The 20,870-nt window shown below is 65.5% G+C and carries 20 protein-coding genes; 10 read left to right on the forward strand and 10 right to left on the reverse strand.

Annotated elements, in window-relative coordinates; all coding sequences use genetic code 11:
* Positions 1–367 precede the first annotated feature (367 nt).
* Complete coding sequence (locus ACQR0U_RS08130) at positions 368–958, forward strand: cytochrome b (RefSeq protein WP_315826807.1); 591 nt, start codon at positions 368–370, stop codon at positions 956–958.
* Between the two features lie 158 nt (positions 959–1,116).
* Here ACQR0U_RS08130 and aspS read toward each other — a convergent pair whose 3' ends face one another.
* Positions 1,117–2,904: an aspartate--tRNA ligase gene (gene aspS / locus ACQR0U_RS08135; protein ID WP_315826806.1), complete on the reverse strand. Its 1,788-nt coding sequence runs from the start codon at positions 2,902–2,904 to the stop codon at positions 1,117–1,119.
* Between the two features lie 261 nt (positions 2,905–3,165).
* Here aspS and ACQR0U_RS08140 point away from each other — a divergent pair, with 261 nt between their 5' ends.
* Positions 3,166–4,641 carry a protein adenylyltransferase SelO gene (locus ACQR0U_RS08140; protein ID WP_315826805.1) on the forward strand — a complete coding sequence of 492 codons (1,476 nt, stop codon included), beginning with the start codon at positions 3,166–3,168 and terminating at the stop codon, positions 4,639–4,641.
* Between the two features lie 398 nt (positions 4,642–5,039).
* The gene (gene rnd, locus ACQR0U_RS08145) at positions 5,040–6,188 is read left to right on the forward strand and encodes a ribonuclease D (RefSeq protein ID WP_315712355.1); all 1,149 of its coding nucleotides are present in this window, start codon (positions 5,040–5,042) and stop codon (positions 6,186–6,188) included.
* 90 nt (positions 6,189–6,278) lie between these two features.
* On the opposite strand, the gene ACQR0U_RS08150 is transcribed toward rnd, so the two are convergent.
* Positions 6,279–6,446 (reverse strand): hypothetical protein, encoded by a 168-nt coding sequence (locus tag ACQR0U_RS08150; protein ID WP_315712357.1) that lies wholly within the window; start codon positions 6,444–6,446, stop codon positions 6,279–6,281.
* 28 nt (positions 6,447–6,474) lie between these two features.
* Between ACQR0U_RS08150 and ACQR0U_RS08155 the strand changes: the two genes are divergently transcribed.
* On the forward strand, positions 6,475–6,651 hold the full coding sequence (locus ACQR0U_RS08155; RefSeq protein WP_315712358.1) for a hypothetical protein: 177 nt from the start codon (positions 6,475–6,477) through the stop codon (positions 6,649–6,651).
* A 21-nt stretch (positions 6,652–6,672) separates the two neighbouring features.
* On the opposite strand, the gene ACQR0U_RS08160 is transcribed toward ACQR0U_RS08155, so the two are convergent.
* The 3 genes from ACQR0U_RS08160 to ACQR0U_RS08170 are packed head-to-tail and all read right to left on the reverse strand — an operon-like array spanning position 6,673 to position 8,502.
* Complete coding sequence (locus ACQR0U_RS08160) at positions 6,673–7,251, reverse strand: isochorismatase family protein (protein ID WP_315712360.1); 579 nt, start codon at positions 7,249–7,251, stop codon at positions 6,673–6,675.
* Positions 7,251–7,874, reverse strand: coding sequence for a GNAT family N-acetyltransferase (locus tag ACQR0U_RS08165; protein ID WP_315826804.1), 624 nt, complete (start codon positions 7,872–7,874; stop codon positions 7,251–7,253). The genes ACQR0U_RS08160 and ACQR0U_RS08165 overlap by 1 nt, the downstream gene beginning before the upstream one ends.
* The gene (locus ACQR0U_RS08170) at positions 7,861–8,502 is read right to left on the reverse strand and encodes a hypothetical protein (RefSeq protein WP_315749974.1); all 642 of its coding nucleotides are present in this window, start codon (positions 8,500–8,502) and stop codon (positions 7,861–7,863) included. The genes ACQR0U_RS08165 and ACQR0U_RS08170 overlap by 14 nt, the downstream gene beginning before the upstream one ends.
* 55 nt (positions 8,503–8,557) lie before the next feature.
* On the opposite strand from ACQR0U_RS08170, the gene ACQR0U_RS08175 reads away from it, so the two are divergent.
* Positions 8,558–9,601, forward strand: a complete 1,044-nt coding sequence (locus ACQR0U_RS08175; protein WP_315749972.1) for a LysR family transcriptional regulator — start codon at positions 8,558–8,560, stop codon at positions 9,599–9,601.
* 4 nt (positions 9,602–9,605) lie between these two features.
* Here the strand turns inward: ACQR0U_RS08175 and ACQR0U_RS08180 are convergent, their stop codons facing one another.
* Positions 9,606–10,748, reverse strand: a complete 1,143-nt coding sequence (locus ACQR0U_RS08180) for an autotransporter outer membrane beta-barrel domain-containing protein (RefSeq protein WP_434842968.1) — start codon at positions 10,746–10,748, stop codon at positions 9,606–9,608.
* A 365-nt stretch (positions 10,749–11,113) separates the two neighbouring features.
* Between ACQR0U_RS08180 and ACQR0U_RS08185 the strand changes: the two genes are divergently transcribed.
* Positions 11,114–11,323, forward strand: a complete 210-nt coding sequence (locus ACQR0U_RS08185; RefSeq protein ID WP_315712366.1) for a cold-shock protein — start codon at positions 11,114–11,116, stop codon at positions 11,321–11,323.
* 145 nt (positions 11,324–11,468) lie between these two features.
* Here the strand turns inward: ACQR0U_RS08185 and purN are convergent, their stop codons facing one another.
* Together purN and purM are read right to left on the reverse strand one after the other, a co-directional pair.
* On the reverse strand, positions 11,469–12,122 hold the full coding sequence (purN, locus tag ACQR0U_RS08190) for a phosphoribosylglycinamide formyltransferase (RefSeq protein WP_315712367.1): 654 nt from the start codon (positions 12,120–12,122) through the stop codon (positions 11,469–11,471).
* Between the two features lie 13 nt (positions 12,123–12,135).
* Complete coding sequence (gene purM / locus ACQR0U_RS08195; RefSeq protein ID WP_315712369.1) at positions 12,136–13,209, reverse strand: phosphoribosylformylglycinamidine cyclo-ligase; 1,074 nt, start codon at positions 13,207–13,209, stop codon at positions 12,136–12,138.
* Between the two features lie 156 nt (positions 13,210–13,365).
* On the opposite strand from purM, the gene ACQR0U_RS08200 reads away from it, so the two are divergent.
* From ACQR0U_RS08200 to ppx, 4 genes are all read left to right on the forward strand, one after another.
* Positions 13,366–13,920 (forward strand): CDP-alcohol phosphatidyltransferase family protein, encoded by a 555-nt coding sequence (locus ACQR0U_RS08200; RefSeq protein WP_315712371.1) that lies wholly within the window; start codon positions 13,366–13,368, stop codon positions 13,918–13,920.
* A 58-nt stretch (positions 13,921–13,978) separates the two neighbouring features.
* Positions 13,979–14,656 carry a DnaA ATPase domain-containing protein gene (locus ACQR0U_RS08205; RefSeq protein WP_316164711.1) on the forward strand — a complete coding sequence of 226 codons (678 nt, stop codon included), beginning with the start codon at positions 13,979–13,981 and terminating at the stop codon, positions 14,654–14,656.
* A gap of 135 nt (positions 14,657–14,791) precedes the next feature.
* Complete coding sequence (locus ACQR0U_RS08210; RefSeq protein ID WP_316192646.1) at positions 14,792–16,987, forward strand: RNA degradosome polyphosphate kinase; 2,196 nt, start codon at positions 14,792–14,794, stop codon at positions 16,985–16,987.
* A gap of 42 nt (positions 16,988–17,029) precedes the next feature.
* Complete coding sequence (gene ppx, locus ACQR0U_RS08215; RefSeq protein ID WP_315750044.1) at positions 17,030–18,529, forward strand: exopolyphosphatase; 1,500 nt, start codon at positions 17,030–17,032, stop codon at positions 18,527–18,529.
* 7 nt (positions 18,530–18,536) lie between these two features.
* On the opposite strand, the gene ACQR0U_RS08220 is transcribed toward ppx, so the two are convergent.
* A complete protein-coding gene (locus ACQR0U_RS08220) occupies positions 18,537–18,959 on the reverse strand; it encodes a globin family protein (protein ID WP_434842967.1) in 423 nt (140 codons plus the stop codon).
* Between the two features lie 370 nt (positions 18,960–19,329).
* The gene (locus tag ACQR0U_RS08225) at positions 19,330–20,817 is read right to left on the reverse strand and encodes an aldehyde dehydrogenase family protein (protein WP_434842966.1); all 1,488 of its coding nucleotides are present in this window, start codon (positions 20,815–20,817) and stop codon (positions 19,330–19,332) included.
* Positions 20,818–20,870 lie beyond the last annotated feature (53 nt).

Consider the following 20,870-nt stretch of genomic DNA (forward strand, 5'->3'; position numbering starts at 1 on the left):
TCTCAGAATCAACGGTTTGCCGTAGGGGCACGATGACCGCTCTGGCCGGCCGCTCGACCACGTCAGCGCGATGCTCCCGATCGTCCGGCGCTGCCTGGACGCGACCGGAGACCCGGATGAAGTTGTTCGCAGTCTTAACCAGCATTAACGCGAGAACATCAAATGCAGAGCGACGCCTTTAAGGCCGGGTCATCTTGCGCCGCAGTCTCGAGTCACCGGCGACGACATGCCGCAGCTCAGCATCCGATAACGACGAGGTGAGACTGAATTGACGGGAGAAGCGTCCTGACCCGCCGGCCCATCGCTGGCTCGCTGCCGATTTTGGCGATAGCAGCAGATCGCAGCTCATAACAGTGGGAAGAGGTTCGTGATACCATGGAAGAATACGACGATGGAGTTCGGTGCGATCGCCAAGCTCTTCCACTGGACCGGCGCCGCGGCCTTCATCGCGGCCTATGCCGTCGTGTACTATGTCATCTGGTTCATGGACGACACTTCCCCGGACGCCTTGCCCGTGCTCAACGTCCATTGGGTGCTGGGCATGATCGTCGGCCTGTCCGTCCTGCCTCGCCTGCTGTGGCGGCTCGTCAACGTTCAGCCCGATCAGCCGCATGCATCAGATGCCGAGGCGTGGCTCGCGCACGCCGCGCATTGGGGATTGTACGTGCTGCTGATCCTGATGCCGCTGACCGGCTATATCGGCACCGATGCCGCCACCGACTTCGGAGCGTTCGCGCTGCCGAACTTCCGTGAGACGGCGCTGTTCGGCTGGATCGAGACGCGCTGGGGGATCACCTGGGAGGCGTTCGAGCCGCCGGTCGACGCAATCCACCATGTCGTCGGCAAATGGATCGCGTGGATCGTGGTGGCCCTGCACGTCGCGGCCGCGCTGTTTCATCACGTCGTCCGCCGCGACGGCGTCCTGACACGGATGCTGCCGGGCCGTTCGGCCGCGTGAACGATGCGCGACCCGTGACGACCGCTCTGCGATCCCCACACGATCGTCATTGCGAGGAGCCGCAGGCGACGAAGCAATCCAGAGACCTCGTGCCACCCTGGATTGCTTCGCTGCGCTCGCAATGACGAAGATTCGTGCATCACCCGCAGTCTGCCGAACTACTTGTTCGGCAGATTCGTCCTGATGTGCAGCTCGCGCAGCTGCTTCGTGCTGGCCTCCGACGGCGCGCCCATCAGCAGGTCCATGGCCTGCTGGTTCATCGGGAACAGCGAGATCTCGCGCAGGTTCGTGGTGCCACAGAGCAGCATCACGATGCGGTCGACGCCGGCGGCCATGCCGCCATGCGGCGGGGCGCCGTACTGGAAGGCGCGGTACATGCCGCCGAAGCGGTCGACCACCTCCTGCTCGCCGTAACCTGCGATCTCGAACGCCTTCACCATCGCCGCCGGCTTGTGGTTGCGGATGCCGCCGGAGGCGATCTCGTAGCCGTTGCAGGTGATGTCGTACTGGAACGCCTTGATGGTCAGCGGGTCCTGCGTCTGCAGCGCCTCCAGGCCGCCCTGCGGCATGGAGAACGGGTTGTGCGAGAAGTCGACCTTCTTGTCGTCCTCGTTGTACTCGTACATCGGGAAGTCGACGATCCAGGCCAGCTTGAACTGATCCTTGTCGGACAGGTTCAGCTCATCGGCGACCTTGTTGCGGGCGAGGCCTGCGAACTTCCAGAACTTGTCGGGATCGCCGGCGACGAAGAAGGCCGCGTCGCCCTCCTTGGTGCCGAGCTGGCTGCGGATCGCAGCCGTGCGCTCCGGACCGATGTTGTTCGCCAGGGGACCTGCGCCCTCGCCGCCCTCGCGCCACATGATGTAGCCGAGGCCGGGCTGGCCCTCACCCTGCGCCCACGAGTTCATGCGGTCGCAGAACGCGCGGCTGCCGCCGGATGGCGCCGGGATCGCCCAGACCTGGTTCTTGGGGTCCTCGAGCATGCGCGCGAACACCTTGAAGCCGGAGCCGCGGAAGTGCTCGGAGACGTCGGCCATCTCGATCGGGTTGCGCAGGTCGGGCTTGTCGGAGCCGTATTTGCGGATCGCCTCGGCGAACGGGATGCGCGGCCAGCCCTTGGTCACCGGCTTGCCCTTGGCGAAATCCTCGAACACGCCGGTGATGACCGGCTCCATCGCCGCGAACACATCCTCCTGCTCGACGAAGCTCATCTCGACGTCGAGCTGGTAGAACTCGCCGGGCAGGCGGTCGGCGCGCGGGTCCTCGTCGCGGAAGCACGGCGCGATCTGGAAGTAGCGGTCGAAGCCCGACATCATCAGCAGCTGCTTGTACTGCTGCGGCGCCTGCGGCAGCGCGTAGAACTTGCCGGGATGGATGCGCGACGGCACCAGGAAGTCGCGCGCGCCCTCCGGCGACGACGCGGTCAGGATCGGCGTCTGGAATTCGAAGAAGCCCTGCTCCTTCATGCGCCGGCGCATCGAATCGATGATCGCGCCGCGCGTCATGATGTTCTGGTGCAGCTTCTCGCGACGCAGGTCGAGGAAGCGGTATTTCAGCCGGATGTCCTCAGGATATTCCTGCTCGCCGAACACCGGCAGCGGCAGCTCGTCCGCGGGGCCGAGCACCTCGATCTCGGAGACGTACAGCTCGATCTTGCCGGTCGGCAGATCGTCGTTGTCGGTGCTCTTGTTGTCGGCGCCGGCCGGGCGGCGGCGCACCTTGCCCTCCATGCGCACGACCCATTCCGAGCGCAGCTTCTCGGCCAGGCTGAACGCCGGCGAGTCCGGATCGACGACGCATTGGGTGATGCCGTAATGGTCGCGCAGGTCGACGAACAGCACGCCGCCATGGTCGCGGATGCGATGGCACCAGCCGGACAGCCGGACCGTCTCTCCGATGTTGCTCTCGCGGAGCGCGCCGCAGGTGTGGGTCCGGTAGCGATGCATGGTCGTCCTGAATGGTCGTCGTGAGGAGAAGGAATCGGCGCAGCCCTTAAAGGCGCGCTCCGAATGCGCGCAGGGTTTAGCCGAGCCGCCCCGGCGCGGCAACCGCAGGAACGGGCCTTTTCGGCTTCGCGCCGGAAAAGGCCGCCCGCCCTGGGCCTCACTGCAACGTCGGCGCCGATGCCGAATTGAGCTGGCGCTGAAACGCTCATCCGACGGCCGTTTGGGCTCGAAAAACGGCCGCCCCGCGCCTATCTTGGAGCCATGACCGTGCATTTCCCCTTCCAGAACTCCTACGCCACGCTGCCGGACAATTTCTTTGCCCGGGTGGCGCCGACCCCCGTCGCAGCGCCTCGTCTGATCAAGCTGAACCGGCCTCTCGCCGCGGAGCTGGGGCTGAACCCGGCCGAGCTGGAGACGCCGGAGGGCGCCGAGATCCTGGCCGGCAAGACCGTGCCCGAGGGCGCCGAGCCGATCGCGATGGCCTATGCCGGCCACCAGTTCGGGCATTTCGTGCCGCAGCTCGGCGACGGCCGGGCGGTCCTGCTCGGCGAGGTCGTCGACCGCAACGGCGTCCGCCGCGACATCCAGCTGAAGGGCTCCGGCCCGACGCCATTTTCGCGCCGCGGCGATGGCCGCGCGGCGCTGGGGCCGGTCTTGCGCGAATACATCGTCAGCGAGGCGATGGCGGCCCTGGGCATTCCGACGACGCGCTCGCTGGCTGCGGTCGTGACCGGCGAGCAGGTCTATCGCGGCACCGCCCTGCCCGGCGCGGTTCTGACCCGTGTCGCCACCAGCCACATCCGGGTCGGCACGTTCCAGTATTTCGCCGCGCGCCAGGACACTGACGCCGTGCGCCGGCTCGCCGACCACGTCATCCACCGGCACTATCCGGATCTCGCCGGTACCGAGCGCCCCTACCACGCCCTGCTGGTTGCCGTGATCGCCCGCCAGGCCAAGCTGATCGCCGAGTGGCTGCTGGTCGGCTTCATCCATGGCGTCATGAACACCGACAATACCTCGGTGTCCGGCGAAACCATCGACTACGGCCCCTGCGCCTTCATGGACACCTACGATCCCAAGCAGGTGTTCTCCTCGATCGACGAGTTCGGCCGCTACGCCTTCGCGAACCAGCCGCGCATCGCGATGTGGAACCTGACCCGGCTTGCCGAGTGCCTGTTGCCGCTATTCGGCGACGACAAGGACCAGGCGATCAAGGAGGCCGAGGCTGCGCTCGACGGCTTCGCCACCCAGTTTACGGACGCGCACCAGGCGGGCCTGCGCCGCAAGCTCGGCCTGGCCACGCAGCGCGAGGGCGACCAGCCGCTGGCGCAGGCATTGTTCGACGCGATGGCGGCGGCCCGAGCCGATTTCACGCTGACGTTCCGCCGTCTCAGCGACGCCGCCGGCAGCGGCGATCTCAGCGAGGTCCGCGTCCTGTTCGAGGATCCCACCGGCTTCGACGAGTGGGCCCAGCGCTGGCGCCAGCGCCTGGCGGAGGAACCGCAGACGGCGGCGGAGCGGAGCGCGGCCATGCGCAAGGTCAATCCCGCCTTCATCCCGCGCAACCACCGCATCGAGGCGGTGATCACGGCAGCGGTCGAGAACGACGACTACGCGCCGTTCGAGGAGCTGCATGCGGTGCTGGCCCGGCCCTATGACGACCAGCCGGACCGGGCTGATTATGCCGATCCGCCGCAGCCGGAGGAGCAGGTGTTGCAGACCTTCTGCGGCACCTGACACGCGGTCTTAACCTCGCGTCCACCATCGCCCTGACAGCGCCCGGGCCCTTAAGAAACGATCAACGCAGCCCCGACAAGTTGAACCAACAAGTCGGGGAGGTCTGAGACGTGGACGCGCTGGTGTTCGAATTCATGGGTCTGGCAATGATCGCCTTGTGCCTGATCGTGCTCGCGGTGCCCTCGGCGCGCCGGCCTGCGGGCCGCGTCCGGCATCACTGACCGGCGCCGGACGCGCCCTATCATCAACCATAGAGCGATCAGCTCGCGTCGCGGTGCTTGCGTTCGGGGCGGATTGGGCCGACAAGCGGACACGAATTCGTCCCGTACCCTTTGCCGACACCCTTGACTTGTCAGCGTTTTCGGACGACGGCGTAAGAGCCTCGTCATGGATCGTTCATGGACTTGATCACCACCACCGCGGACCTCGCAGCCGCCTGCGCCCGCCTCGCCCGCCACCCGGTCGTCACCGTCGATACCGAGTTCCTGCGGGAAACCACCTACTATCCCCTGCTCTGCGTCGTGCAGATGGCGAGCCCGGACGAGGCCGTGGTGATCGATGCTCTGGCCGAGGGCCTCGATCTCAAAGCCTTCTTCGAGCTGATGGCGAACGAGAAGGTCCTCAAGGTCTTCCACGCCGCCCGCCAGGACATCGAGATCATCTGGCACCGCGCCGGCATCGTGCCGCATCCGATCTTCGACACCCAGGTCGCCGCGATGGTGCTGGGGTATGGCGACAGCATCGCCTATGACCAACTGGTCGAACGCATCACCGGCCATCGCCCCGACAAGACCCACCGCTTCACCGACTGGTCGCGCCGGCCGCTGACCAAGGAGCAGGCGCACTACGCCGAGGCCGACGTCACCCATCTGCGCGACGTGTTCGCCGCGCTCGATGCCGATCTGAAGAAGCGCGGGCGCAGTGACTGGGTCAGCGAGGAGATGGAGATCCTGACCTCGCCGAAGACCTACGACTTCCACCCCGAGCGCGCCTGGGAGCGGCTGAAGACCCGCGTCCGCAAGCCGAAGGAATTGGCCGTGTTGATCGAGGTCGCGGCCTGGCGCGAGCAGGAGGCGCAGAGCCGCGACGTGCCGCGCAGCCGCGTGATGAAGGACGACGCGGTCGGCGACATCGCCACCCATGCCCCGACAACGATCGAGAAGCTCGGCAATCTGCGCTCGCTGCCCAAGGGCTTCGAGCGCTCCAAATGGGGCTCCGACATCGTTGCCGCCGTGCAGCGCGGCCTAGCGCGCGATCTCGCCGCCCTGCCCAAGCTGGAAAAGCCGCGCAACAACTCCAACGGTGCTGCGATCGTCGAGCTGCTCAAGGTCCTGCTGCGCATGACCTCGGAACGCCACGCCGTGGCGAGCAAGGTCATCGCCACCGTCGACGATCTCGAGCAGATCGCCGCCGATGACAATGCCGACGTTGCTGCGCTGCAGGGCTGGCGCCGCGAGCTGTTCGGCGAGGCCGCGCTCGCGCTAAAGCACGGCAAGCTCGCACTCGCCATCGAGAAGGGCCGCGTCGTCCGGGTCGACCGGGCCTGATCGGCGTCGCAGCGGCTCTGGCCGGCTGCGTCTTCCCGAGTCTGCCAAGTTGATTGCAGCAGGCGGCACGGGTGGTCATGATGCCGCCCATCATTCGGCGCTGGTCTGCCCCCTCAACTCCGCCTCGATTGTCTGGGACACCTCAACCAGAGCCATCGAAAGGATGTAGGCGCTGGTCGGCAGATTGAGCTGGCGCGCCTTTGCGATGGCTGCCCGGAGGCTGCTCGCCAGCTCTTTGAGCTCTTCCTCTCGGGTCATGTCGTGGTCTCGGTCCTGGAGCTGCCGCGTGAGCAAAGACGATTGCGAACCGCCGGAACAGAGGCTGCTGCGGCTGCTCAGCGAGAATCCGGTCGACCTGCACGTCGTCGAGGCCCTTCGCCTCGTCGTCGCGTTCAACAAGATCAGCGATCCGGCCGATCGCCGTATGATTATCGATCTGGCCGAACGACTCGCCTCAGGATGATACCGCCAATAGCCGCCGCGGTCACACCGCGAGCCGGCCGCCGGCGCCGATAAGCTCGGCGCTGTCGAGGACGCCGGCAAAATTGCCGATCACCTTGGTTACAACCAGCTTGTACAACGCGGCGTCGCCGGCGCAGGCCTGCCGGCAGGCGACGGCGTCTCCGATCACCTGATAGCGGTGACTGCGGTGAAAGCCGTCCACCACCGTCGAGAGGATCGTCTCGTCCAGCGAGAAGCCGAGCAGCACGCAGCGCATGCTGCGCATGTTCGCCATGTACTCGGCGAACCGGGCCGAGCTATAGGCCGAGGGCAGTGGATGCTCGAACGCGAGCTCCCCCGGCGTTGGCTTGAAGTCCGGAAGCCAGTTCGTCAGGTTGGAGGCCGGGTTGAACCAGGCTGCCTGTGCGATCCGCTTGAGATGGACGACCGGCCACAGGTTGTCGCGCCAGAGCGCGATCAACTGCCGGCACAGCGCCATGACGACGTCGCCATCGGCGATCAGATGCCTGCGTCCCTCGGCGAGATATTCGCACTGCAGATCGGCGCAGACGAGAACAGGCGGATCCGCCTCGGTGGCACCGAACAGATCTCGGCCCGTCATCACGGTCTCGCTGCGGCGAAGTCGTGCAAGGGCGACGATGCCGGCCGGCCGGCCGAGAGATCGAGCACACCCGGCCGATCCCAGTCGCCTTCCGGACGAATGATCATGTAGGGATCGCTGTCGAGCGTGATCGCATCGTCGCACGGCTCGAGGTCCAGCACCATCTCCGTGTAGGAGAAGTCGGAGAATGTAAGCTTGCGATTATGGCCGAGCGGCTTGGCGCCGAAATGCGCCCAGAAATCGACGAGACGATCCTGCGCGTGGCCATAGGCCTTCTTGAAGCCCTTTCGCCTGCAATAGTCGAGAGCCTCGCGAACCAGCTTGAACGACAGCCGCGAACGCCGGTACTGATGGCGCACCGCCAGCCGCTCGACCTTGGCGAAGTCGCCGAAGAAGCGCACGCGTACGCATCCCGCCGGCTCCTTGCCGACGAAACCGAGGAAGTGGGCTGCAACCAGATCGTTGCCGTCGAACTCCTCCTCCATGGGACAATCCTGCTCGGTCAGGTAGACCGCCGAGCGGATCGCGGTAACGAGCATGAGGTCATTCGGATCGCGCGCGATGCGCACCGTGATCGCGCGGGGATTTGTCTTTGCCGCCCTGGCCGAACTAATGCTGTGCATCCGCAATGCTCCCTTGTTCGAAACCCTTCATCGACTGGATCGAAGGCGCGATCATCTCGGGCATCCGGTTCCACGGCCGCTGATACCACCAGAGATCGGGCTGAAAGCTCGGCACCGGCGTGAAGCCGAGCGCGCCGAGAAACGCGCGCCCTTCCGGACTCGATGGTTGCGCATAGTAATCGGCGGCGCGAAATCTCGCGCCTTGCAGCGCCTGCGCGACATTGCCGAGACCGATCGCTCCTCGCCCTTGCGCGACGAGCGCCCAGACATAGATGGCGGCTACGTCTTCATCCGGCCGCGCCAGAAATCTGCGCGGCGGATCATTCAAATTGAACTCATCCAGGAGCAACGCATCGAGGCCTGAGCAGTTGAGATAGAGGAAGGCGATGCCGCCGAGCAGGTTCCTGCCGCGGTAGAGCGCGAAGATCGAGTCCGGATCGTGCCGCAAGAACTCCGCAAGCTCGTGTTCTGAGGCACGAACGCCCGGTATTTCCCGGCGTGCGAGCGCCGTGAGCTCGCCGAGCCGATCGGGCGTGACCGCCTGAGCCGCGACCCGATCCGTCCGCGGCAGCGCGTCGAGCTGATGTCGCAGCGTGAATTCTGTGCTTCCGCGGTGAGGGTTCTGCATCTATGTTTCCAGCTTGGCTTTGATGACGTCATCATACTTGTCGGAGCTGGAGTGTATGCGGCAACATTTGCATCGGGGTGCTGCATCCACGCAGCGCAGGAAGTCTGACGAAACGCTTAACCCCTCATGGGAGGATTTGAGAGCATTTCTGCTCTGTACGCGTCACCGCAGCTTCCGAAACGCGGCGGATGTTCTCGGACTGACCGGCACAACCCTGATGCGCAAGATCGACCGGCTCGAGGAAGAGCTCGGATGCAAGCTCTTCATCCGTGATCAATCCGGCTTGTCGCTCAGTGACGAGGGACGATCGTTGCTGTTCGACGTCGAGCAGATGGAGCGGCTGAGCTTCAACATCTTCCGGCGCGCTTCGCTGTCGACCGACACTCAGGGGTCGGTGCGCGTCGCCGTGACCGAAGGCCCCGGCAATTTCTGGATCCTGCCGCGACTGATCGATTTCCAGAAGACCTATCGCAGGATCACCGTCGATCTGAGCTGCGCGATGCAGCAGGCCGACGTGTCGCGGCTGGAGGCTGACATCTCGATCCAGTTCGAACGGCCGACCAACCCTGACGTGATCGTTGCAAAGCTCGGCCGTCTGCACATCTACGGCTTCGTGTCGGAAGCCTATCGCGACGCGCATGGACTGCCGACATCGCTGGCGGAGCTCAAGGATCATCGCATCATCAAGCAGCACGGCGTGCAGCTCGACGAGACCGGCTATGCGCGCATCCTCGGCCTGGAGTCCCTCGAAGGCATCGTCGGCATCTCAACCAATTCGAGCGTTGCCGTGCTTTACGCGGTCGAGCGCGGCGCCGGCATCGGCTTTCTGCCGACCTCGGCGGTCGCGCTCGGGGCGCCGCTCGTTCCTGTCGATCTCGGCATCAACTACCACATGGATCTGTGGCTGACCTATCACAAGGAGTTTCGCAACTCCGACCGGCACAAGGTCGTCATCGACTGGTTGAAGCGCATCTTCGATCCGAAGGTCCATGCCTGCTTCCGGGACGAGTTCATCCATCCGCTGAATCTCGTGCCGCTGATGGCGCCCGCGCGGGATGTCGTCGGCTTCAACGGCTACGTCGCGCCGAAACCCGTATGAGGAGCTACCATTTGAACTCGACGCCGAGCGTGCCCTGATGCGATTGCAGCAGCGAGCGAAGCTTCGCATCGTAGTTGAGATAGAGGCGTGCCGTTCGATTCAGGGATAGCGACAGTGCCGCGCCGGCGTCGGCGCCGTAGCGGCCCTCGCCAAGGCCCTGCAGCGTGATGCTCTGCGGACCGAGGCTGACGGTCACCGCGCCGAGATTCTGGCTGAAATTGTCGACCAGCTTGCCATAGGCCGAGACGTCGAGGATCTTGCCGTCGACGATGAAGTAGCGGCCGAACTCGGCGCCGACGAGAACGCGGGCGCGCTCCAGCGAGGTACCGCTGACCGACAGCGGATCGAGCCCGCCCGCCTCCTGGAATGCCGCCGTCGTGGCGCGCGTGTATTCGAAGGCAAGCTTCGGAACGATCCGGCTCTCACCGATGCTCCAGTAGTAGTCAAGCTCGCTCAGCACGCCCGTGATGTGGGCGCCGTAGACCGACGTCGCCGTACCGAGGCTGGTGTCGCGCCGCGCACTGATCCCGCCGAAGCCATGGACGACCGCGATCGCCCAGGTCCAGGGTCCCTGGTCGACCGAGGCGTTGAACCCGAACTGTGTGAGATCGAGCGTCGCCGCTTGCAGCGCCAGCGGCAAATCGACCCAGGTCCGGCTCTGGTCGACGGATAGTCCGACATTCACGCCCGGCATGAGACGCATGCCGATACCGGCGACGCCGCCCCAAGTCGTCCTCTTGTCGCCGGCGAAGTCGCCTTGCGCATTGCTGCGGACGGTTACGCCATACATCTCGCCCCAGGTCCGGAACCGAGGCTGTTCCGAAGCCTCCGGCGCGCCGCCGCCGGGATTGCTCCGCTGCAGCCGGGTGACGCCCTGTGTGGCCTGAGTACCGAGGCGTTCGAGGAAGCTCGAGCCGAGATCGAGCACGGTTCGGTCGGCCGAGCGTTCGGAACTGATCGCGCCCGGTGCAGGACTGGGCAGCGGGCTCGGCGTTGGTGTCGGGCTTGCGGCGATGCTCGGCAGGCTGGCCTGCGCGGCGCACGGCGAAGAAGCGGCGACCAAACCGAGCCCGCCGATGAGCAGCATCGCCCCGGATGCGCCGCTGCGCATTCGCCAACCCAGCCTGGCCTGAGACGCCCCGCGCATCGATGCCCCGTTCGCCGCCCGCTCAAATTCGCTTCAATATTGCAGCGATGTTCTGCCCGCAGTTCCCGATCGCGGTCAATGAGGATTGCCATGTCGCGGCTGCCCTGCAAGGATTTGTGGTTCCAGCGCCACAAGCCACGCAGTTGCAGCAGCAGCCGGCGACGCGACGCCGCGACGCGTTCTCATCAGTCCGCCAACCTTGATATCGGCGGAAAATCGTGTTGCAATCTCCCGTACAATCGGATTGGCCGTTCGACTGTGCGTTTCGCGACTTCGGAAATTGAGCAGATCCCGGGAAGCCCGTTTGTGGCGTGGCACGCGCGAGCGTGGCCGCGTCTTTTTTTCGTCTAGACGAGGAGACAGCGATGCCGACCTACAAGGGCAGCGTGAAGTGGTTCAACCCGACCAAGGGATATGGCTTCATCAAACCGGCTGGCGGAGACAAGGACGTGTTCGTCCACATCTCGGCCGTGGAGCGTGCTGGACTGACCACGCTCAACGAGAACCAGACGATCGAATATGATCTGGTGGAGAGCCGCGGCAAGACGTCGGCAGAGAACCTGAAGCTCTCGTGAGCATCGTCCCGGCGGAGGGCGCCACAGCGCGGGTTCGTAAACCAACTCACGAGCTCCGCGTCACGCTCGCTCGCCGCGGATGATCAGACTTCGTCAGCCTTGATGTACCCCGGCCCCGCCGGGGATTTTTTTCGTCCGGCGACAGCTACCGGACGACGGGCCAGATCAGCGCGTGATCGCCCTGCTCCACGGACGACGTCCGGCAGAGATCGCCTTCGAGCCGCACTAGGCCCTTGGCCAGCAGCTTCAGCGCCTCGGGATAGATGCGATGCTCGACGCCGAGAATGCGCGTCGACAGGGTGTCCGGCGTATCGTCGTCCCTGACCACGACCGCGCCCTGCATCACGATCGGACCAGCATCCGTCTCCGGAATGACGAAATGCACGGTGGCGCCTGACAGCTTGACGCCGGCACGCAGCGCCTGGCCGTGCGGATCAAGGCCGGGGAACGACGGCAGCAGCGACGGATGAATGTTCAGCATCCTGCCATACCAGCGCTGCACGAACTCCGCCGTGAACAGGCGCATGAATCCGGCCAGGCAGATGATCTCGATGCCGCGTGCATCGAGCGCCTGCTGCAGTCTGGCTTCGAACCCTGCGCGGTCCTTGCCGAACGGCTTGCTCTCGATGATTTCGATCGCGACGCCGCTTTCCTGCGCTTTCTGCAGTCCGGCCGCATCGGCTCGGTTGGAGATCACGATGGCGACCTCGGCCGGAAAATCCGGCTGCGACGCCGCGTGGATCAGCGCGGCCATGTTCGACCCACGGCCCGAGATCAGGATGGCGACGCGGCGCTTCATCGGCTCACCCGTCTCACAGAGCCAGATCGAGGGCGCCGGTGTAGATCACCCGCTCGTCGCCTGTCGCAGCAACGACCTCGCCGAGCCGTGCGACGTGCTCGCCATTCGCGGTGAACACCTCGATGACGGCATCGACGGCCTCGGCCTTGACGATCGCGATCATGCCGATCCCGCAATTGAAGGTACGCAAGAGCTCGCGCTCTGCAATGCCACCCTGCTCCGCCAGCCATTTGAAGACCGGCAGCACCGGCAGGCCCGTCAGGTCAATCGAGACGCCGAGATGCTTCGGCAGCACGCGCGGAATGTTGTCGGTGAAGCCGCCGCCCGTGATGTGTGCGAGCCCCTTCACCGCACCGGTCTCGCGGATGGCGCGAAGGCACGACTTCACATAGAGCCGGGTCGGCGTCAGCAGCGCCGCGCCGAGAGTCAGGACCGGCGCGAACGGTGCCGGCGCATCGAAGCCGAGGCCGGACTGGGCGACGATCTTGCGCACCAGCGAATAGCCGTTGGAGTGGACGCCGGAGGATGCGAGCCCCAGCACCACGTCACCGGCCGCGATGTCGGGAGACGGCAGCAGCGTCCCACGTTCCGCCGCGCCGACCGCGAAACCGGCAAGATCGTAGTCGCCGTCCTTGTAGAGGCCCGGCATTTCCGCGGTCTCACCGCCGATCAGCGCGCAGCCGGATTCCCGGCAGCCTTCGGCGACACCGGCGACGATCGACGCCGTCGCCTCCGGGTCGAGCTTGCCGCACGCAAAGTAGTCGAGGAAGAACAGCGGCTCGGCACCCTGCACGACGAGATCGTTGACCGACATGGCGACCAGGTCGATGCCGATGCCGCCATGCAGCCCGGTCTCGATCGCGATCTTCACCTTGGTGCCGACGCCGTCGGTTGCCGCGACCAGCACCGGATCCTTGAATCCGGCGGCCTTGAGGTCGAACAGGCCGCCAAAGCCGCCGATCTCGGCATCCGCGCCGGCGCGGGCGGTTGCGCGCACCATGGGCTTGATCAGATCGACCAGACGGTTTCCGGCATCGATATCGACGCCCGAATCTGCATAAGTGAGCCCGTTCTTGCGCTCGGTCATGGTAAAAACCCCTAATCTGGCCGCTGGTTACGTCGGAATCCGGCCGCGCGCAATGGCTCGCAAGGGGCTCGTCCCCATACTATCTAGGAACGGACCGGTTCGCCCTGTTTCGGAATCGGATTGTCTTTTGATCGAGTCGTCGTCGGGACCCGCTGCGTGACCATTCCCCACAGTATCCCCAATCTGATCACGCTGGGTCGAATCCTGCTGGTTCCGATCGTCGTCTGGGCCATTGCGGCCGGCCAGATGGAGATCGCATTTCTGGTCTTCGTGGTCGCGGGGGTGAGCGACGCCGTGGACGGCTTCCTGGCCAAGCGCTTCAACCTGCGGTCCGAGTTGGGAGCGCTGCTCGATCCTCTCGCCGACAAGGCGCTGCTGGTCTCGATCTTCGTCACGCTTGGCATCTGGGGCGCGATCCCGCGTTGGATCGTGATCCTGGTGGTCTCGCGCGACATCATGATCGTCTCGGCGGTGATCGTGTCCTGGCTGTTCGACCGGCCGGTCGCGATGAAGCCATTGATGGTGTCCAAGCTGAACACGGTCGCCCAGGTGGGATTCGCGGCGCTCGTGCTGGCCTCGCTCAGCTTCGGCTTCGAGCCCCAGCCCTACGATGTGGTGCTGATGGTGCTGGTCACCGTCTTTACCCTCGTGTCGGTCGGGCTGTATCTCGTCGACTGGGTGCGCCACATGAGCACCATCGAGGTCCGGTGATCCTCCGCGGAGGGCCCGTCCCGACCTCACGCACCACACGATACGGAGCAATTCGATCTTGGCCGGCCATATCCCCCCTCGTCAGCTGGCCTTCGCGCTGCCGCATGCGGAGAGCCTGACGCGGGACAATTTCTTCGAAGGTCCAGGCAACGCGGCCGGGCTCGCTCTGGTCGACGCCTGGCCGGAATGGCCGGCGCGGACCATGTTCCTGGTCGGCCCCGACGGCTCTGGCAAGAGCCACCTCGCCGCGATCTGGGCCGAGCGGGCTGGCGCCCGATCCCTGTCCGCGCATGCCCTCGAGGCGAGCGTGGTCCCTGGGGCACTCGCCACCGGCGCGCTGGTGCTGGAGGATCTGACGGCCACCGATCTCGACGAGCGAGCGCTGTTTCACCTGCTGAACCTCGCCCGCCAGGACGAGGCCTTCGTGCTGATCACGGCGCGCGAGGCCCCGGCGGCCCTGCCCATCGCCCTGGCCGATCTGAGGTCGCGGCTGCGCGCCGTCCCGGTCGTCACGCTGCTGCCGCCCGACGACCAGCTGTTCCGCGCCTTGATCGTCAAGCTGGCCGCGGACCGGCAACTGGCGATCGACGAGACCGTGGTCAGCTATCTCGCAAGCCACATCGAACGGTCCTACGCGGCCGCCCGCCAGACCGTCGCACTGCTGGACGACGAGTCCCTGCGGCTCGGACGGCCGGTCACCCGGGCGCTGGCGGCGGAGCTGCTCCGCCCGCTGTGACCCGCGACCATCTTGACGGCGGACGGGCACGGAACCCCAATGGTGCCGGCAACGTCATCCCCTGGTTACCCAGATTGGGCTACGGTCGACCGTTCGCGACTGGTTCGCGACTGGATGGATATGGATCGAATTCCGATGGATACCGAGCAAGTTACTGAAATCTCAGAGAAAGAACCGGTCGCCGTGCCGTCCATCGAGATTGCCTCGAGCCCCGAGCGATTCATCAATCGGGAATTGTCCTGGCTTCACTTCAACCGCCGCGTTCTGGAGGAATCGGTCAATCCGCGGCATCCCGCCCTGGAGCGAGTGCGCTTTCTGTCGATTTCCGCCAACAACCTTGATGAATTCTTCATGGTGCGCGTCGCCGGCATCCGCGCCCAGGTCCGCGAGGGCATCGCCGAGCGCAGCCCCGACGGGCTGACGCCGACCGAGCAGCTGAAGCTGATCAACGAGACGGTGTCGCAGCTCGCGATCGACCAGCAGGCGATCTGGCGCGACCTGCGCAAGTTTCTCGGCGAACTCGGCATCGTGCTCGTCGACGGTCAGGACGTCACCAAGAGCGAGCGCGCCTGGATCGAGGACCACTTCCTCGCCAACATCTTCCCGCTGCTGACGCCACTCGCGATCGATCCGGCGCATCCGTTCCCGTTCATCCCGAGCCTCGGCTTCACAGTGGCGCTGCAGCTGATCCGCTCCGCCGACGGGCGCCCGATGAACGCCCTGATCCGCATGCCCGGCAAGATCGACCGCTTCATCCGCTTCCCCGGCTCCAAGGATGGCGTGATCCGCCTGATCACCCTGGAACAGGCGACCGGCCTGTTCATCGGCCGGCTGTTTCCGGGCTACACCGTGAAGGGCCAGGGCGCCTTCCGGATCATCCGCGACAGCGAGATCGAGATCGAGGAAGAGGCCGAAGACCTGGTGCGGCTGTTCGAAACCGCGCTGAAGCGGCGCCGTCGCGGCTCGGTGATCCGGCTCGAGATCGAGGCCAACATGCCGGAGGAGCTGCGCCGCTTCGTGCAGAATGCGCTCTCGACCACCGATGACGAGGTGTTCCTGGTCGACGGCGTGCTGGCGATGAACGAGCTGTCGCAACTGACGCGCGTCGACCGGCCCGACCTCGAATTCGCGCCCTATGTGCCGCGCCATCCCGAGCGTGTCCGCGACCATGGCGGCGACATCTTCGCCGCCATCCGGCAGAAGGACCTGATCGTCCATCACCCTTACGAGTCGTTCGACGTCGTCGTGCAGTTCCTGCAGCAGGCGGCGCGCGACCCGGACGTCGTCGCGATCAAGCAGACGCTGTACCGCACCTCCAACAACTCGCCGATCGTGCGCACGCTGGTGGAAGCTGCCGAAGCCGGCAAGTCGGTGACGGCGCTGGTCGAGCTCAAGGCGCGTTTCGACGAGGAGGCCAACATCCGCTGGGCCCGCGATCTGGAGCGCGCCGGCGTGCAGGTCGTCTACGGCTTTCTGGAGCTGAAGACGCATGCCAAGCTGTCGATGGTCGTGCGCCGCGAGGGCGGCAGCCTCACCACCTATGTCCACACCGGCACCGGCAACTATCATCCGGTGACGGCGCGCATCTACACCGACCTGTCCTACTTCACATCGGACCCGGTGATCGGCCGCGACGTCACGCGGGTGTTCAACTACATCACCGGCTATGCCGAGCCGATCGACATCGAGAAGATGGCGGTGTCGCCGCTCACGCTTCGCAAGCGCATGATCGAGCACATCCACGGCGAGACCAGCTTCGCCCGCCAGGGCAAGCCGGCCGTGATCTGGATGAAGATGAACTCGCTGGTCGATCCAGACATCATCGACGCGCTGTATGAGGCCTCGCAGGCCGGCGTCTCGATCGAGCTGATCGTGCGCGGCATCTGCTGCCTGCGTCCCGGCCTCCCCGGACTGTCGGAGAACATTCGCGTCAAATCGGTGATCGGCCGCTTCCTCGAGCATGGCCGCATCTACTGCTTTGGTATGGGTCAGGGCCTGCCGAGCGCCAAGGCCGCGGTCTACATCTCCTCGGCCGACATGATGCCGCGCAACCTCGACCGCCGCGTCGAGGTGCTGTGCCCGCTTCAGAACCCGACCGTGCATCAGCAGGTCCTGGAACAGATCATGGTCGCGAACCTCAAGGACACCGAGCAAAGCTGGCAATTGTTGCCGGATGGGTCGTCAACGCGTATGAAGGCAGCGAAGGGCGAGGAGCCGTTCAACCTGCACAATTACTTCATGACGAATCCGAGTCTGTCCGGCCGTGGAAAGTCGCTCAAGGAATCATCGCCGCGCCGGCTCACGCGCCGGAATGAACGCCCTCCTTCATAGGGGCTGTCTGCACCGGGGCCTTCTGCAACGGGACATGCCGTGGTGAAGCGGCCCGGCACGAGGGCCGCGAGCGTCGGTGTCATCGACATCGGCTCGAATTCGGTCCGTCTCGTCGTCTACCAGGCGATGGAACGCAGTCTCGTCACCGTGTTCAACGAGAAGGCGCTGTGCGGGCTCGGTCGCGAGGTCCAGACCACCGGCCTGCTCGCGGCCGATGCCGTCGACAAGGCGCTGACCGCGCTGAAGCGCTTCCGCGCGTTGTGCAAGGTGCAGCGGGTGGGGCAAGTGCATGCCATCGCGACCGCCGCCTGCCGCGATGCTTCGAACGGCGCTGATTTCATCGCCAAGGCCGAGAAGATCTGCGGCGTCCCGATTCAGATCCTCACCGGACCCGAAGAGGCGCGCTATTCGGCGCTCGGTGTCATTTCCGGCATTCACAAGCCCGACGGCATCGTCGGTGATCTCGGCGGCGGCTCACTTGAGCTGATCGACGTGCGCGGGCACCAGGTCCGCAGCGGCGTTACCCTGCCGCTCGGCAGCCTGGCGCTGCAGGATCTCGCCGAGAAATCGCTGAAGAAGGCGCAGCGGATCGCGAGCGAGGCGCTGACCGACCTGCCGCAACTGCTGGCCGGCCAGAACCGCACCTTCTATGCGGTCGGCGGCACCTGGCGCGCGCTGGCGCGCATCCACATCATCCAGAGCGGCTATCCGCTCGGGGTGATGCACGGCTATGCAATTCCGGCGGCCGATGCGCTGGCCTTCGTGCGCCGGCTGCGTCGTCTCGTCGCCGCCGACATGCTGGCCGACATCGAAGCGATCGCCGAGGCGCGGCGCCCGCTGCTTGCCTATGCTGCGCTGGTGCTCGAGCACATCATCCGCGTCGCCAGGCCGACGACCGTCGTGTTCTCGACCTTCGGCGTGCGCGAGGGCCTGCTCTACTCCAAGCTTCCCGACGCCGAGCGCGCCAAGGACGGGCTGCTGTGCGCGGCGCAGGGCCTCAACGAGCTGTTGTCGCGCTCGGCCCAGCATGCCCGCGAGCTGATCGACTGGACCGACCGCCTGTTCCGCGTGATGCACATCCGCGAGACCGAGGACGAGCGCCGGCTGCGGCACGCCGCCTGCCTGTTGTCCGACATCGGCTGGCGCATGCATCCGGACCACCGCGGCGAGCAGACCTACGGCATCGTTCTGAACGGCAATTTCGGCTCGATCAACCACGAGGGCCGCATCTTCGTCGCGCTGTCCGTGTTCTTCCGCTACGAGGGCCTGCGCGACGAGGCGGCGGCGCCTGCCCTTACCGAGCAGCTGAGCCCGGCCCAGATCGATCGTGCGCGCCTGCTCGGCACCGCGTTTCGCGTCGCGCATCTGATCTCGGCGGCGCGGCCTGGCGTGCTGCCCGCAACGCATTTCCGCACCCAGGACCGCAAGCTGATGCTGGTGTTCGAGCACCAGATGGTCGACCTCGTCGCCGACCGCGTCGGCGGACGCTTCAAGCAGCTCGCGCGTCTCGTCGGCCGCTCCGGCTCGATCGTGCGCAGCTAGATCCGGATCAGGGCCGCCGAGCGCCGACCGAAATTGCGATCATGCGCTTGGCGATGACGCCATAGACTTTGCGCCAGGCCTGCTCGACCTCATCATTCCAATGCGGACCAAGTCCTTTGGCGAGGCTCCACAATAGTGCTTCGCCGACCACCGGATAGTGCTCAGGCCGGACTCCATAGCGCGCATGATTGCGGCCGAGGATGTCGGTGCTCGACAACAGACCAGTCGTCTGATCGAGGCTGCCGACGAGGACCGCCAGGGTCGCGATGAAGTCCCGTTTCAGCACGTCCATGTCGGCGGGAAACATCGCCCGACATTCCGGCGCGAGCTCGAAGACGCGGTCATAGAACGTCGTCGTCATCCGTGTAGCATTGGCAAATACCAAGTCGAACGACGACTTGACGTGCGCAATCTCATCTGCAGTCAGCATGCGCAAGTCCAATTCGAAACAATTCCAATCATGGCCCGATCAGTGGAGCTCGACGTGGTGGTGTCGCGGCGGCGCGAACGGGTTCAAGATTATAAGAAACAGAGGACCGCGCCCTGCGGTACCTGGCAAAGGCGCGGCACCGTGCCGCATCGCTGTCGATTGGCTTGTGATCCTGCCGCGACGATGGCTGGCCGACTCAGTGATCGAAGACGGTAACGGCAACAAACACGACGGCCATCGTGCTTCTCACAGGCCATCGGAGGACGCCGACACGCCAGCCGCCGACCGGCGCCAAGGCCGACTGATCCGTTGGATCGCGCAGACGGCCGCCGATGCGAATGGCGGCCGTCCGCGTCAGCCGACGCCTGGCTCACACCGCGAGGTTCATCCAGACGGATTTCGGCTCCGTGAAGTTGTCCAGCGCGGCCGTGCCGTGCTCGCGGCCCAGTCCGGAGTCACGATCGCCACCCCAAGGCAGCCGCACATCGGTGTAGCCATAGGTGTTGATCCACACGGTGCCAGCGCGCAGGCGCTTGGCGAAGCGATGGACGCGCCCCATGTCGCGGCTCCAGACGCCGGCGGCCAGGCTGTAGGCCGTGCCGTTCGCCATCCGCAGCGCCTCGGCCTCGTCCCTGAACTTGATCACGCTGACCACGGGTCCGAAGATCTCCTCCTGCGAGATCCGCATGTCGTGCGTGACGCCGGCGAAGACGGCGGGGCTGACGAAATAGCCGCGGGCGGCCGCGCGCTGGCCGCCGGTGACGAGCGTGGCGCCTTCGTTGCGTCCGATGTCGACATAGTCGAGGATCGTCTTCATCTGCCGTTCGGAGATGACCGGTCCGAGCGAGGTTGCGCGATCGAGCGGATCGCCGATCCGCAGCGCCCGTGCGCGCTCGGTCAGGCGCTCGACCACCTCGTCATACACGCGCTCGTGCACCAGCACCCGCGATCCGGCCGAGCACACCTGCCCGGTGTTGAAGAAGATGCCGCTGGCCGCAGCCTTCGCGGCGGCCTCGATGTTCGCATCGTCGAAGATGATGTTGGCCGACTTGCCGCCGAGCTCGAGCGAGACGCGTTTGAAGTTGCCGGCCGCCGCCCTCATGATGCCGCGGCCGACGCCGGGCGAGCCGGTGAACGTGACCTTGTCGACGTCGGGGTGGTTGACCAGTGCCTCGCCGACGGTGCGCCCGGGGCCGGTCACGATGTTGAGAACACCGGGCGGCAGTCCGGCTTCGAGCGCGAGCTCCCCGATCCGCAGCGCCGACAGCGACGTCAGCTCGGCGGGCTTCATCACGACGGTGCAGCCGCAGGCCAGCGCCGGCGCGAGCTTCCACATCCCGATCATCAGCGGGAAATTCCACGGCACGATCGCCGCGACCACGCCGACCGGCTCGCGCACCGTATAGGTCAGCGCATCATCGCGCGTGGAGACGACTTCACCGCTGATCTTGTCGGCCCATCCGGCGTAATAGGTGAGCGTATCGATGGCGGCGGGAAGATCCTGGCGCAGGATCGCCGACACCGGCTTGCCGGCATCGAGGCTTTCGAGCTCGATGATCTCGTCGGCATGGTCGCGCAACAGCTGCGCCCATTTCAGAAGGATCGCGCCGCGCTCCGCCGCACGCATCGTTCGCCACGGCCCTTCGAAGGCCTTGCGGGCCGCGGCGACTGCGAGATCGACATCCTCGGCATTGCCCTCGGCGACCGTCGCAATCGCCTGCTCGGTTGCAGGATTGAGCGACGTGAAGGTGCGTCCCGAAACCGAGGGAACATGCCTGCCGCCGATCAGGAGCTGGAACGGCTTCGTCAGATAGGACGTCCCCCTCGAGCCGCGCTCGTAATCATATGCAATCGACATCATATTTCCTCCGTTTGTTGTATACCAATGAAGGTAAGAACAAATATCTGTTC

The sequence above is a fragment of the Bradyrhizobium sp. HKCCYLRH3097 genome, from assembly GCF_051167875.1.
In the GTDB taxonomy this organism is placed as follows: Bacteria; Pseudomonadota; Alphaproteobacteria; order Rhizobiales; family Xanthobacteraceae; genus Bradyrhizobium.

What these genes read in the sequence shown, in the direction of transcription:
- purN (WP_315712367.1), bottom strand. Translation starts at nt 12,122, where the DNA reads ATGAAGCGCCGCGTCGCCATCCTGATCTCGGGCCGTGGGTCGAACATG.
- ACQR0U_RS08220 (WP_434842967.1), bottom strand. Translation starts at nt 18,959, where the DNA reads ATGCTGACTGCAGATGAGATTGCGCACGTCAAGTCGTCGTTCGACTTG.
- purM (WP_315712369.1), bottom strand. Translation starts at nt 13,209, where the DNA reads ATGACCGAGCGCAAGAACGGGCTCACTTATGCAGATTCGGGCGTCGAT.
- rnd (WP_315712355.1), top strand. Translation starts at nt 5,040, where the DNA reads ATGGACTTGATCACCACCACCGCGGACCTCGCAGCCGCCTGCGCCCGC.
- ACQR0U_RS08140 (WP_315826805.1), top strand. Translation starts at nt 3,166, where the DNA reads ATGACCGTGCATTTCCCCTTCCAGAACTCCTACGCCACGCTGCCGGAC.
- ACQR0U_RS08150 (WP_315712357.1), bottom strand. Translation starts at nt 6,446, where the DNA reads ATGACCCGAGAGGAAGAGCTCAAAGAGCTGGCGAGCAGCCTCCGGGCA.
- ACQR0U_RS08180 (WP_434842968.1), bottom strand. Translation starts at nt 10,748, where the DNA reads ATGCGCGGGGCGTCTCAGGCCAGGCTGGGTTGGCGAATGCGCAGCGGC.
- ACQR0U_RS08225 (WP_434842966.1), bottom strand. Translation starts at nt 20,817, where the DNA reads ATGTCGATTGCATATGATTACGAGCGCGGCTCGAGGGGGACGTCCTAT.
- ACQR0U_RS08160 (WP_315712360.1), bottom strand. Translation starts at nt 7,251, where the DNA reads ATGACGGGCCGAGATCTGTTCGGTGCCACCGAGGCGGATCCGCCTGTT.
- ACQR0U_RS08175 (WP_315749972.1), top strand. Translation starts at nt 8,558, where the DNA reads ATGCGGCAACATTTGCATCGGGGTGCTGCATCCACGCAGCGCAGGAAG.
- ACQR0U_RS08165 (WP_315826804.1), bottom strand. Translation starts at nt 7,874, where the DNA reads ATGCACAGCATTAGTTCGGCCAGGGCGGCAAAGACAAATCCCCGCGCG.
- aspS (WP_315826806.1), bottom strand. Translation starts at nt 2,904, where the DNA reads ATGCATCGCTACCGGACCCACACCTGCGGCGCGCTCCGCGAGAGCAAC.
- ACQR0U_RS08210 (WP_316192646.1), top strand. Translation starts at nt 14,792, where the DNA reads ATGGATACCGAGCAAGTTACTGAAATCTCAGAGAAAGAACCGGTCGCC.
- ACQR0U_RS08170 (WP_315749974.1), bottom strand. Translation starts at nt 8,502, where the DNA reads ATGCAGAACCCTCACCGCGGAAGCACAGAATTCACGCTGCGACATCAG.
- ACQR0U_RS08185 (WP_315712366.1), top strand. Translation starts at nt 11,114, where the DNA reads ATGCCGACCTACAAGGGCAGCGTGAAGTGGTTCAACCCGACCAAGGGA.